Origin of the sequence: Aeromonas sp. 6P, from assembly GCF_051919525.1 — a bacterium.
In the GTDB taxonomy this organism is placed as follows: domain Bacteria; phylum Pseudomonadota; class Gammaproteobacteria; order Enterobacterales; family Aeromonadaceae; genus Aeromonas; species Aeromonas veronii.
Genome location: NZ_JBQBEO010000002.1, coordinates 241,078 through 253,504 on the forward strand (window position 1 = coordinate 241,078; position 12,427 = coordinate 253,504).

Here is a 12,427-nt window from a genome sequence, read left to right on the forward strand (position 1 = left end):
GTCGGTTGATCTGCCCGTGGAAAGGGGTGACTCTTTCCCGTCATAGACCGCAGGGAGGGCATGCCCTCCCTGCGCCATTGAGAGGAAAAACAATGAGAATTCTGATCATCGGTGGCGAAGCCGCCGGTATGAGTGCGGCGGCCAAGGCGCGCCGTCTGGCCAAAGATGCCGACATCGTGGTGTATGAGGCCTCCGAAGTGATCTCTTTCGGTGCCTGCGGCCTGCCTTACTTCGTCGGTGACGAGTTTCAGGAGCCCGGTTACATGGCCGAGTTCTCCCCCGAGCAGTTCGCCGCCAAGGGGATCGAGGTCAAGATTGGCCATCGGGTGCTGAGCGTCGATGCGGCTGCCCAGACTCTGGTGGTGGAGCACAACGGCGACACCTTCACCGATCGCTACGGTCGGCTGATGATCGCCACCGGTGCCCGCGAAGTGATGCCCCCCATCCCCGGTTTGCTGCAGCAAGGGGTATTCGGTCTGCGCCGGATGGCCGACGGGCTGGCGCTCAAAGCTGCGGTGCAAGACAAGAACAATCGCCGCGCCGTGGTGATTGGCTCCGGCTTTATCGGGCTGGAGGTGGTCGAGGCGCTGGTCCATCAAGGCAAAGAGGTGCGTCTTATCGAGCTGGCGGATCGGGTCATCCCCGATGCGTTTGATGGCGAGATCACCCAGCACATCGAAACCGAACTGCGCGAGCAGGGCGTCTCTCTCCATCCGGGTGAGCGAGTTGAAGCGCTGCTGGGGGATGGCCGGGTGACCGGCGTGCGTACCAGCCAGGGCGAGTACGAGGCTGATATCGTGGTGGTCTGCACCGGGGTCAAGCCCAACACCGAGTTTCTGGCCGATACCGGCATCGAGCGGCTCGGTAACGGCGCCATCAAGGTGGATCGTCAGGGACGCAGCTCGCTCGCCAACGTCTGGTCAGCCGGTGACTGTGCCAGCGTCTGGCACAGCGTGAAGCAGCAGCAGGTCTATGTGCCGCTCGCCACCATCGCCAACAAGCTGGGCCGCATGGTGGGCGAGAACCTGGCGGGTGCCGAGCAGGAGTTCCCGGGTACCCTCGGTTCTGCGGCGCTCAAGGTGCTGGGGCTGGAGGCGGGCCGAACCGGCCTCTCCGAGCAGGAAGCCAAGGCGATGGGCATCGATTACCGCACCGTGGTGATCAAGGACAAGTGCCACACCAACTACTGCCCGGGTCAGTCCGACATTCACGTCAAACTGGTCTATGAGGCGGGCAGCAAGCGGCTGCTGGGCGGCCAGATCCTCGGTCGCAAGGGGGCGGTCCACCGCATCGACGCGCTGGCAGTGGCCATCACCATGGGGGTGACCACCGAGCAGCTCGGCATGCTGGACTTTGCCTACGCGCCGCCCTTCTCCCGCACCTGGGATGCCCTGAACGTGGCGGGTAACGTCGCAAAGTAACGCTCTGCTATGACGGTGCAGGGAGGGCGCCGTCACGCAGAACTAGCTCTACAGAGCTATCTGCGGGTAACAGTTGAGGGTAAATTGCAGCGATAAAAAAACCGATGCCTTGGCATCGGTTTTTTGTTACCGGTTGATCCGTATCACTCAGCCACGGCCGAGGCGGTTCTCCGGGTAGTTCTTGGCCAGCACTTCGCGGGCATGCTTGGCCAACTGCGGCATCTTCAGAGCGTCGTAAGACTCGACCATGATCTCCAGCGCTTTCTCGGTTTCGGCTGTGTCGGGGTAGGTCTCGACAATCAGCTTGGCCCGGTTGGCGGCCGCGACCAGTGCATCACGCTTCACGTAATACTCGGCCACGCTCAGGTCATATCGGGCCAGACGATTCTTCAGGCCAATCATGCGGGCGCGGGCATCGGCGGCATAGACGCTGTTGGGGTAGTTCTGCAGCAGGGTCTTGAAGTCCTGGAATGCCTGACGGGCATAAGCCGGGTCTTTGTCATCCCGATCGATACCGAACAGGCTCTGGAAGAAGTTGTAATCCGCCGCCATGTTGGTCAGGCCGCGCATATAGAAGACGTAATCGATATTTTTATGCGCCGGATTGAGGCGGATAAAACGGTCGATATTGGCGATCGCCTGAGCGGTATCATCCTGCTTGTAGTAGGCATAGATGAGGTCAAGCTGCACCTGGTTGGAGTAGGCGCCGAACGGGTAGCGAGAGTCCAAAGCCTCCAGCAATTCAGTGGCTTGCACGTAATTGCCAACGTCCAGTTTGAGGCGTGCTTTCTGGTACAGGGTCTCCGGCGGTTCGTCGGGTACCTTGGGTTTGGTGCTGGAACAGCCTGTGATCAAGGTAGCGACCAAGGCGAGCGACATCAGCAGGTGAGACTTCTTTCCCATCAACAACATCCGGTCCATTTCCACTAAATTGGCAAAGTATCCGTTATGCTTGGCTAAAAGAAAAGCTAGAATACCCGGATTATTTCGAATTGATACCCCCCGCTCAAGAGACCATACATGAGCCAGCATATTGAACTGACAGGCGAATTCCAGGATCACCAATTCGGGCAGAGACTCGACCAGGCCCTGGCCGAATTGTTTCCAGACTACTCCCGCACCCGCATCAAGGAGTGGATTTTACAGGACAGAGTGACCCTGGACGGTCAGGTTGCCAACACCCCGCGCGAGAAGATTCTGGCCGGGCAGCAGGTGCATGTGAATGTCGAGCTGGAAGATGATACTCGCTGGGATGCCCAGGATATCGAGCTCAACATCGTTTATGAAGATGAACACATTCTGGTGATCGACAAACCGGCCGGACTGGTGGTTCACCCGGGCGCAGGTACGCCGGATGGCACCATCCTCAACGCCCTGCTGCACCGCTACCCCGGCATTGCCGAGGTGCCCCGCGCCGGTATCGTGCACCGTCTGGATAAAGACACCACAGGTTTGATGGTGGTTGCCAAAACCGTACCCGCCCAGACCCATCTGGTGGAAGCGTTGCAGGCGCGCCAGATCACCCGTGAGTACGAAGCGATCGCCATCGGTCACATGACCGCAGGTGGTACCGTCGATGCGCCCATCGGTCGCCACCCGACCCAGCGTACCCATATGGCCGTGGTGCCCAATGGTCGTCCTTCCGTGACCCACTACCGGGTGCACGAGAAGTTCCGTGGCCACACCCGTCTGCGTCTGCGTCTGGAGACCGGTCGTACCCACCAGATCCGTGTCCACATGGCGCACATCAAACACCCGCTGGTGGGCGATCCCGCTTACGGTGGCCGTCTGCGCCCGCTGCGCAACGCGACCCCCGAGCTGACCCAGGCACTGCGCAACTTCAACCGTCAGGCGCTGCATGCCACCATGCTGCAACTGGCTCACCCCATCACGGGTGAAGTGATGCAGTGGCACTCAGCTACACCGCAAGACATGGTGGAGCTGATGGAAGTGCTGCGTGCGGATACTCTCGCCAATCCGGATGATTTAGTCTGGAACTGATGTGATAGGGCCTGCTGCGTCGGTTTCTGGCGTCATCCGGCCCAAATAGATGCCAATCGGGGTTCCCTTGCAGGAGCCCCGTTTTTATATCGGTGAATTGAAGGAGTCACAGATGAAATGGATCGAACCCGACTGGCCAGCCCCGGCGTGTGTCAGGGCGTTGTCGACCACCCGGGATGGCGGCGTCAGTGAAGGGGTCTTTGCCGGTCTCAATCTGGGGGCCCACGTGGGTGACGAACCGGCGCGAGTCGAGTCTAACCGCGCCCGCTTGCAGCAGGCGGCCGCCATCCCGGGGCCCCTCAACTGGCTTAATCAGGTGCATGGCACCGTGGTTCATCCGGTCAGCAGCCATTATGAGCGGGCGCCGGATGCCGATGCTGCCTGCGCCCATGAGGCGGATCAGGCCTGCATCGTGATGACTGCCGACTGTCTGCCGGTGCTGTTCTGCGATCGGGCAGGTACCGTGGTCGCAGCCGCTCACGCGGGCTGGCGTGGTTTGAAAGATGGCGTATTGGAGGCAAGCATCGCCGCCATGGGCTGTGAGCTGGGCGAGGTCCTGGCCTGGCTGGGCCCGGCCATTGGTCCCACTGCATTTGAAGTGGGGGGAGAGGTGCGCGAGGCCTTTATGGCTGAGCAGGCTGAAGCAGAAGCAGCGTTCGTCCCTTCGTCCAACGACGGCAAATGGTTGGCGGATATCTACCAGCTGGCGCGGTTGCGCCTCGCCCGTGCCGGCGTCACCGCCGTCTATGGTGGTGAATACTGCACCTTCAGCGATAGCGAGCAGTTCTACTCTTATCGTCGCGACGGCCAGACCGGCCGGATGGCCTCCCTTATCTGGTTGGCCCGCTAAGCAATCACCCGCCAAGTAATACCCCGTCTCTCTCAAGACCAGATCCGTATGAGAGAGGCGGGGATCCTGCCCTCTCCCCGCTTTGCAGAAAAAATAACCAGCCCATGCCCTTGAAATAGCCCGTACGGGCCTCATCTTTCATCTCAGAAAGTTATGTTGTTTGCCGCGCAAGCGGCGTCTGCCTGTTTGAAGGGGGAGTGCAATGCGCCTCGATCGCCTTACCAGCAAATTCCAGATTGCTATTTCCGATGCCCAGTCTCTTGCGCTGGGTCGTGACCACCAATTCATCGAACCCGTTCACCTGATGACCGCACTGGTCAATCAGGATGGCGGTTCTATCCGTCCGCTGCTCACCCTGACCGGGATGGATATCAACGCCCTGCGCTCCCGTCTCGGTGAGGAGCTGGATCGCCTGCCGCGCGTCAGCGGTGTGGAAGGGGACGTGCAGCTCTCCAACGGCCTCGGCCGCCTGCTCAACGTCTGCGACAAATTGGCCCAGCAGCGCAAGGATCAGTTCATCTCCTCCGAGCTGTTCGTGCTGGCTGCCCTCGACGACAAGGGAACGCTGGGCGAGTTGCTGCGTGCTCAGGGGCTGACCAAGGAGAAACTCGAAGCGGCCATCGACAAGGTGCGTGGCGGCAAGAAGGTGGAAGATGCCAACGCCGAGGAGAACCGCCAGGCGCTGGAGAAGTACACCATCGATCTGACCGAGCGGGCCGAAATCGGCAAACTCGACCCGGTGATCGGCCGCGATGACGAGATCCGCCGTACCATTCAGGTGCTGCAACGCCGCACCAAGAACAACCCGGTGCTGATCGGTGCTCCCGGTGTCGGTAAAACCGCCATCGTCGAGGGACTGGCTCAGCGCATCATCAACGGCGAAGTGCCGGAAGGGCTCAAGAACAAGCGGGTGCTGTCGCTGGACATGGGGGCGCTGGTGGCCGGTGCCAAGTATCGCGGCGAGTTTGAAGAGCGGCTCAAGGCCGTACTGACCGATCTCGCCAAGGAGGAGGGCAACGTCATCCTCTTTATCGACGAGCTGCACACCATGGTCGGTGCCGGCAAGGGCGAAGGGGCGATGGACGCGGGCAACATGCTGAAACCTGCGCTGGCCCGTGGCGACCTGCACTGCGTCGGTGCCACCACCCGGATGAGTACCGTCAGTACATCGAAAAAGATGCCGCGCTGGAGCGTCGCTTCCAGAAGGTGCTGGTGGAAGAGCCGAGCGTGGAGGACACCATCGCCATCCTGCGTGGCCTGAAAGAGCGTTACGAGCTGCACCACCATGTGCAGATCACCGACCCCGCCATCGTGGCGGCGGCCCAGCTGTCCCACCGCTACATTGCGGATCGCCAGTTGCCTGACAAAGCTATCGATCTCATCGACGAGGCGGCGGCCAGCATCCGGTTGCAGATCGACTCCAAGCCGGAAGCGCTCGATCGCCTCGAGCGGCGCATCATCCAGCTCAAGCTGGAGCAGCAGGCGTTGATGAAGGAGGACGACGACGCCAGCCGCAAGCGTCTGGAGCTGATCAATCAGGAGATTGGCGAAAAAGATCGGGAATACAACGAGCTGGACGAAGTGTGGAAGGCCGAGAAAGCCGCCCTTGCCGGCACCCAGCATATCAAGGCTGCGCTGGAGCAGGCCCGTCAGGATCTCGATGTGGCGCGCCGCGCAGGCGACCTGGGTCGGATGTCCGAGCTGCAGTACGGCCGCATTCCGGAGCTTGAGAAACAGCTGGATCTCGCCACTCAGGCCGAGATGCAGGAGACCAGTCTGCTGCGCAATCGGGTCACCGATGTGGAGATCGCAGACGTCCTGGCCCGCTGGACCGGTATTCCGGTCGCCCGCATGTTGGAAGGGGAGCGCGACAAGCTGCTGCGGATGGAAGATCAGTTGCACAGCCGGGTGATTGGTCAGGAGGAGGCGGTCGATGCGGTCTCCAACGCCATTCGTCGCTCCCGCGCCGGTCTCTCCGACCCTAACCGCCCCATCGGCTCTTTCCTGTTCCTGGGGCCCACCGGGGTGGGCAAGACCGAGCTGTGCAAGGCGCTGGCGGAGTTCCTGTTCGATACCCAGGATGCCATGGTGCGGATCGATATGTCCGAATTCATGGAGAAACACAGCGTGGCCCGTCTGGTGGGGGCGCCTCCCGGATATGTGGGTTACGAAGAGGGCGGTTATCTGACCGAGGCGGTACGCCGTCGCCCCTACTCGGTGATCCTGCTGGACGAAGTGGAGAAGGCGCACCCGGATGTGTTCAACATCCTGTTGCAGGTGCTCGATGATGGCCGCCTGACCGATGGTCAGGGTCGCACCGTCGATTTCCGCAACTCGGTGGTGATCATGACCTCCAACCTCGGGTCGGATCTGATTCAGGAGCACCACTCCGAGAAGGATTACGACGAGATGAAGGCCATGCTGATGGATGTGCTGACCCGCAGTTTCCGACCGGAGTTTATCAACCGGATCGACGAGACCGTGGTGTTCCATCCGCTTGGCGAGGATCACATCAAGTCCATCGCCCGCATCCAGCTCAAGAGCCTGATGGGCCGACTGGAAGTTCAGGGTTACGAGGTGGAAGTGAGCGAAGCGCTGCTGGGCAAGCTGGTACACGCCGGGTTCGATCCCGTCTACGGGGCTCGGCCTCTCAAACGGGCGATCCAGCAGAAGGTGGAGAACCCGCTGGCGCAGGCCCTGCTCTCCGGTCGCATCGTGCCGGGCAAAAAGCTGGTGTTGGGGGCCGACAGCAACGGCCTGACCATGACCCAGTAACCGATCTCGTGTCGATGTTTGCAACGCCAGCCTTCGGGCTGGCGTTGTCGTATCTGGCGGCGGGGATTCGGGCGCAAAAAAAAACGGCAATCCGAAGATTGCCGGGAGGAATGTAGTGACGCGACCTTGCGTGGGTTGAGCGGGTCGCAGGGGCAAGCCCCGGTTTCGCCGCGGGCCATCAGGGATGGCCACGCGACTTACAGCATGTCCGGACTGCGCTCGTTCAGTCCGCACCGCCACACACCTTCAGGGCTGACCCGCGTGCCACTGCGCACAGGCCAGACCGATGAAATAAACGCGTTTACAGCATGCCCGGGATAGCGGCCTTCATTTCAGAGGGCCACACACCAACCTGTACCTGACCGATATGCTCTTTTTGCAGCAACAGCATGGCCAGACGAGATTGGCCGATGCCGCCGCCGATGGTCTGCGGCATCCGTGCGGCCAGCAGATCCTGGTGCCAGTCGTACTGCAGGCGATCCTCGTCGCCGGTGATGGCCAGCTGGCGGCGCAGCGCCTCGGCATCGACCCGGATCCCCATGGAGGAGATCTCGAAGCTGTCTTGCAGCACCGGGTTCCACACCAGAATGTCACCGTTCAGGCCTGCCAGACCCAGCTCGCTGTGGCTGCTCCAGTCGTCATAGTCCGGGGCACGCACATCGTGACGCTCACCGTGGGAGAGGGCACCGCCGATGCCGATCAGGAACACGGCCCCCAGCTCTTTGGCGATGGCACGCTCGCGCCCCTTGGCATCGAGGTCCGGGTAACGGGCCAGCAGCTCTTCGCTGTGCAGGAACTGGATCTCGGCCGGCAGGAAGGGGGTCAGCTCATGCTCGGCACAGACCGCGCGCTCGGTGGCCTTGATGGCGGCCCAGATGCCGCGCACGGTTTCCTGCAGATAGGCCAGATCGCGGCGCTCGCTCGGCATCACCTTCTCCCAGTCCCACTGATCCACGTAGACGGAGTGGATGGGGGTGAGCTTGTCTTCATCCGGACGCAGCGCCTTCATGTGGGTGTAGATCCCTTCGCCCGGGCCGAAGCCGAAGCGACCCAGGGTCTGGCGCTTCCATTTGGCCAGTGAATGGACCACTTCGTAGCTGTGCTCCGGCAGGGTCTTCACTTTGACCTGCACTGCATTCTCGTGGCCAGAGAGGTTGTCCTGAGTACCATCACCGACCCGGCTCAGAATGGGGGCTTGCACCTCCATCAGACCCAGTTGCTGGGCGAGTTGGCGGGAGAACATCTCTTTGACGAAGCTGATTTGCTGTTGGCTGCGAATGTAGTGCTGTTTCATGCTGAATTCCTGTTTCAAACCCCGTTGGATGTGGTGATTCTTCAACGGATTGCCAACTAAATTCAATAATCGATAATAGAAATAGGCTTTGTGTATTTTTTTCTTCAAAATAAGCCGTCATTTAATGAGGTATCGTTAGCGGGAGTGCAAAAAAATGCCGGAAAATTACCGGATCGATAATCTCGATCAGGCCATCCTCACCGCTCTGATGGAGAATGCGCGGATCCCTTACGCCGAACTGGCGAAACAACTGGCGGTCAGCCCGGGCACCATCCATGTGCGGGTGGAGAAGATGAAACAGGCGGGGATCATCGAGGGGACACGGGTGCAGGTTAACCCCAAGAAGCTGGGTTACGACGTCTGCTGCTTTATCGGGATCAATCTGAAGAGTGCCAAGGATTACCCCTCGGCGCTGGCCAAGCTGCAGGCGCTGGACGAAGTGGTGGAGGCCTACTACACCACGGGCCACTACAGCATCTTCATGAAGGTGATGACCCGCTCCATCGACGAGCTGCAGATAGTGCTGATCAACAAGATCCAGACCATCGACGAGATCCAGTCCACTGAAACTCTGATTTCGCTGCAAAACCCTATCCTGCGGGATGTGAAACCCTGACCCCTTGATCAGGGTTCGATATAGGGGATGGCGTACTTGTCGTAGAGGGCCTTGAGGCTGCCGTTTCGCTTCATGCGCAGCAGTTCGGCATCGTAGGCCGCCATCAGGGCCGGGGTCTGTGCATCCGCTCGTGCGCGGGCCCAGGTGTTGAAGTAGGGGCTGCTCTTGAGCGGTTTGGGCAGGTAATCGACCTTGCCTGTCAGCCCCTCCTCCTTGATCTGGGTGAAGGCGGTGACCAGCGGCATGGGCACGGTATCGATCCGTCCGGCCAGCAGTTTGCGCAGTTGCAGCTGGTTCATGGTGATCTCCTGGAACTGATAGGTCGGGTCGGTCATGGCCGCTGCCAGTTCAGGGGTGTAGGAGAAATCCTTGGTCACGCCGATGCGCCAGGGTTTGAGGTCGGCCAGCGTTTCGTAGCGGATCTTCATCAGGTCCGCCTTGCGCACGAAGAAGTGCCAGCTGTGGCGAAGATGGGCCTGTTGGGGATAGATAAGATAACTCTCCCGCTCTGCCTTGTAGGAGTGGGTCATCACCAGATCGCAGGCGCCGGTTTCGGCATTGCGGGTGAGGCGGGCACCGGAGTCGGCCAGCTCGATCCGAAAGGGCGTCTCCAGCTTGTCGAAGATGGCGGTGACTATGTCTATATCGAGTCCGCGGGGTTTCTGATCGGCATCGAGATACTTGAGCGGGGGCTCCATGGTGCCGCAGATCACCAGCTCTTTGGCGGGCAATCCGAGTGGAAACAGCAACCAAAACAGGGGGATCACACGCAAACTACGTCTCCTGAGCCCGTTTGAAGATATTCCAAGACCTGATTCCAGTATATTGGATGGCACCTGATCCGTTAGAAGCGACTGTTTATGGCAAATCCTGAAATCGAGAGCCCGCTGGACGGGATCGACAAGTTGACCGTCTCGCTCTACCGCCTTGGCTTGAGTGCGGCAGCCTTGTTGCTGCTTTGCCGCGGTGCGGCGCTGCTGAGCGGGATGGCATTGCTCCCGTCGGCACAATGGTTGATGTCGCTGGCAGTGGCAAGCGCAATCTGCGGCTTCTCGCTGCATATCTACGACAAGCGGATTCGCCTGATTCTTCAGGGTTTTGGTTGGGGTGCACTGGCCCTGGCAGCGGTGGGGGCACCAGATGCGCTGGTGCTGGGCGCGGCCTTGGCGACCCTCTCCGGGCTGGCGTTCAAGGAGCAGTTTTGCTTCGCTATTCCCGGCATCAAGCTGGTGCCCGTATTGCTGCCGGCGTTATGGCTGCTGGAGTGGTTGCGGGTGGAGTGGGCCGCCGCACTGGTGGCGCTGGTCTGCGGGGCCCTGTTGACCTTGCTGGCGCTGGCCAAGTGGCGAATGCCCCTGCACTTCGATATCGGTGACAAGGGGCGTTACCAGATCTAGGTCTGCTGGCACACCTTCATCTGCTGGTTGAGGGCCTGCATCACCTGACGGCGGCTGATGATGCCGATCACCTTGCCCTGTTGCAGCACCGGGTAGATCTTGGGTTTGGCATCGGCCATCTGGCGAGCCAGATCCAGAATGCTCTCATCCGGCCCGACCGAGAGGGGCGAGCGGTTCATCAGATCCTCCACCCGGGTGCGGGTATCGCAGTGGTAGCTGCCGGTGAGCAGGCTGGGGATGCAATCTTGTTCGGAAAGAAAGCCGATCAGCCGTTTCTGCTCATCCAGTACCGGCAGGCCGCCAAGACCCGATTGATGCAGGCGATCCAGCGCTTCTGCCAGGCCGAGTCCGGCAGTGAGGGAGTGGGTCAGGCGACCCATGTGGTGGTGTACTTTCAGCATGGTGGTGACTCCGCAAGAGGGGGATGCCGCCACTATGACGTGGGTGGGTGGCCCGCGACCAATGGCTTGTGCCGCAGGGATTGATAGGCACTGGCCATCGGCGGTGATCCGCTGGCAGGCGGGCTTCGTTCATGCAAGACCATGAAAGGGAAAGGAGATCGTATGCGTGCATTGGTTACGGGCTGCGGCCGCCGACTCGGATTTTATCTCTGTGAACAGCTGGTGGCGGCGGGTTGGCAGGTGACGGGCAGCTATCGCAGCGAGCGGCCGGAGCTGGCTACGCTGGCAGCACTGGGGGTCGAGCTGGTGCAGGCGGATTTTGGTCGGGAAGAGGATGTTGGCAAGCTGATCGATGTGCTGGCTGCCCATCAGGATCTGACGCTGGTGATCCACAACGCCTCGGCCTTCGAGCCGCAGGCAACTGATCCGGCTGCGCAACTGGTCCAGTTCGAGCAGTTCTACCGGGTACATATGGCAGCCCCCTTCCAGCTAAACCGGGCGCTGGCCCCCCAGCTTGCCAGCAATCCCAACGCCAGCATCATTCATATCACCGATATCTATATTCATGCCCCGGCCCCCCGTTTTGCCAGCTATGTGGCCACCAAGGCGGGAGCCCATTCGCTGGCCACGAGTTTTGCCCGGGAGCTGGCGCCTGCGGTTCGGGTCAACACCATAGAGCCGGGGCCAATCCTGTTTCTCGACGAGCATGACGAGGCATGGCGCCAGCAGGTGTTGGCGAAAACGCCGCTGGCGCGGGAGGGAGGGCTGGAGCCCATCTGGCAGGCGGTGCAGTTACTGATGGGGAACAGTTATATGACGGGGGCCAGCATCAAGGTAGATGGCGGGCGCGCGCTGGCCACTCTCTGAAGATTTGCCAAGCACCAGCGGCTCCAGCCCGACCTGCCGGGTCAGCAAGCCCTTGCCGGGTTTGAGCTTGCCCGACGGGGCAGGGAGCGTCACTTGCAGCGCCACCTTGGGGTCATGCACCTCGCCATGGCCGTAGAGCTCGGCCAGCAGCTCCGCAAGATAGGAATCGACCTCTGCCGAGGCAAAGTCACCGCTCCTGTTGCTTGCCAGAATATCGATGTCGAGCGGCCGGTCGTGCACCTTGCAGAGCGGATCGCTGCGATCCCGGCCGTGAGCCACTTCAAGGGCGACAAAGTACTGCTTGAGGCTGGCGGCATCGAGCGGGCTCTCCACCACCAGCAGGCAGTTGAGAAAGTCGTGGCTGGAGTGCATTCCCACCGGCTTGGTGCGGATCACCGAACTCAGCCGCAGGGGGCCGACGTTCGCAAGCAGCTCGGCCAGCACTCGGCTGACATGGATATGCGGGTCAATATTGGAACCAATGCTACACAGATAGAACATGCTCACCTTCCCGGGGTTGGGCTAATCTGAAATATATACGCAGCTCACGGTTATCGGATTAACTATGACTTAACATTGTCTTATCTATTGTGATCCGGCACTGATTGGCAGAAAGGAGGTTTGCATGAGTGTGGAGCTGAAATGGGCGCTGTTGACCGCCTCGGGCGCGCTGGCGATGATCATGATTATCTGTCTGGCCTCTGTCGCGTTGGCGTGAATCACCACAATCCAGATAATACAAACCGGCCTGTTGGCCGGTTTTGTTTTTTGGGGCGGTGCGGCTATGCTGGCGCACCGGTGAGAA

Annotated in this window: 12 protein-coding genes and 1 pseudogene; 8 read left to right on the top strand and 5 right to left on the bottom strand. The window is 60.6% G+C overall.

Annotated elements, in window-relative coordinates; all coding sequences use genetic code 11:
- The first annotated feature begins 92 nt into the window (after window positions 1-92).
- Window positions 93-1,421, top strand: a complete 1,329-nt coding sequence (locus tag ACTG2J_RS01175; RefSeq protein ID WP_439997095.1) for a CoA-disulfide reductase — start codon at window positions 93-95, stop codon at window positions 1,419-1,421.
- Between the two features lie 147 nt (window positions 1,422-1,568).
- On the opposite strand, the gene ACTG2J_RS01180 is transcribed toward ACTG2J_RS01175, so the two are convergent.
- On the bottom strand, window positions 1,569-2,324 hold the full coding sequence (locus tag ACTG2J_RS01180; protein WP_019446583.1) for an outer membrane protein assembly factor BamD: 756 nt from the start codon (window positions 2,322-2,324) through the stop codon (window positions 1,569-1,571).
- Between the two features lie 117 nt (window positions 2,325-2,441).
- Between ACTG2J_RS01180 and rluD the strand changes: the two genes are divergently transcribed.
- The 3 genes and pseudogenes from rluD (at window position 2,442) to clpB (ending at window position 7,047) form a co-directional block, all read left to right on the top strand.
- Entirely contained in the window at window positions 2,442-3,422 is a 981-nt protein-coding gene (gene rluD, locus ACTG2J_RS01185) for a 23S rRNA pseudouridine(1911/1915/1917) synthase RluD (RefSeq protein ID WP_005339771.1), read from the top strand.
- 112 nt (window positions 3,423-3,534) lie between these two features.
- Complete coding sequence (pgeF, locus tag ACTG2J_RS01190) at window positions 3,535-4,272, top strand: peptidoglycan editing factor PgeF (protein ID WP_439997096.1); 738 nt, start codon at window positions 3,535-3,537, stop codon at window positions 4,270-4,272.
- A gap of 202 nt (window positions 4,273-4,474) precedes the next feature.
- Window positions 4,475-7,047: pseudogene (clpB, locus tag ACTG2J_RS01195) on the top strand (ATP-dependent chaperone ClpB).
- A gap of 301 nt (window positions 7,048-7,348) precedes the next feature.
- On the opposite strand, the gene asnA reads toward clpB, so the two are convergent.
- A complete protein-coding gene (asnA, locus tag ACTG2J_RS01200) occupies window positions 7,349-8,341 on the bottom strand; it encodes an aspartate--ammonia ligase (RefSeq protein WP_100647061.1) in 993 nt (330 codons plus the stop codon).
- A 154-nt stretch (window positions 8,342-8,495) separates the two neighbouring features.
- Between asnA and asnC the strand changes: the two genes are divergently transcribed.
- Entirely contained in the window at window positions 8,496-8,957 is a 462-nt protein-coding gene (gene asnC / locus ACTG2J_RS01205) for a transcriptional regulator AsnC (RefSeq protein ID WP_005339783.1), read from the top strand.
- 8 nt (window positions 8,958-8,965) lie between these two features.
- Here asnC and ACTG2J_RS01210 read toward each other — a convergent pair whose 3' ends face one another.
- Window positions 8,966-9,730, bottom strand: a complete 765-nt coding sequence (locus tag ACTG2J_RS01210) for a substrate-binding periplasmic protein (RefSeq protein WP_113740339.1) — start codon at window positions 9,728-9,730, stop codon at window positions 8,966-8,968.
- An 87-nt stretch (window positions 9,731-9,817) separates the two neighbouring features.
- On the opposite strand from ACTG2J_RS01210, the gene ACTG2J_RS01215 reads away from it, so the two are divergent.
- Window positions 9,818-10,354 carry a DUF2301 domain-containing membrane protein gene (locus tag ACTG2J_RS01215; protein WP_005357578.1) on the top strand — a complete coding sequence of 179 codons (537 nt, stop codon included), beginning with the start codon at window positions 9,818-9,820 and terminating at the stop codon, window positions 10,352-10,354.
- Here the strand turns inward: ACTG2J_RS01215 and ACTG2J_RS01220 are convergent.
- Entirely contained in the window at window positions 10,351-10,755 is a 405-nt protein-coding gene (locus ACTG2J_RS01220; RefSeq protein ID WP_005356342.1) for a CBS domain-containing protein, read from the bottom strand. The two genes, ACTG2J_RS01215 and ACTG2J_RS01220, sit on opposite strands and share 4 nt — an antisense overlap.
- Window positions 10,756-10,917: 162 nt before the next feature.
- Here ACTG2J_RS01220 and ACTG2J_RS01225 point away from each other — a divergent pair, with 162 nt between their 5' ends.
- Entirely contained in the window at window positions 10,918-11,622 is a 705-nt protein-coding gene (locus ACTG2J_RS01225; protein ID WP_439989093.1) for an SDR family oxidoreductase, read from the top strand.
- Here the strand turns inward: ACTG2J_RS01225 and ACTG2J_RS01230 are convergent.
- Window positions 11,548-12,123: a 2-amino-4-hydroxy-6-hydroxymethyldihydropteridine diphosphokinase gene (locus tag ACTG2J_RS01230; protein ID WP_113740341.1), complete on the bottom strand. Its 576-nt coding sequence runs from the start codon at window positions 12,121-12,123 to the stop codon at window positions 11,548-11,550. The two genes, ACTG2J_RS01225 and ACTG2J_RS01230, sit on opposite strands and share 75 nt — an antisense overlap.
- Before the next feature lie 124 nt (window positions 12,124-12,247).
- On the opposite strand from ACTG2J_RS01230, the gene cydH reads away from it, so the two are divergent.
- Window positions 12,248-12,340, top strand: a complete 93-nt coding sequence (gene cydH, locus ACTG2J_RS01235) for a cytochrome bd-I oxidase subunit CydH (protein WP_005339800.1) — start codon at window positions 12,248-12,250, stop codon at window positions 12,338-12,340.
- The last annotated feature ends 87 nt before the right edge of the window (window positions 12,341-12,427 follow it).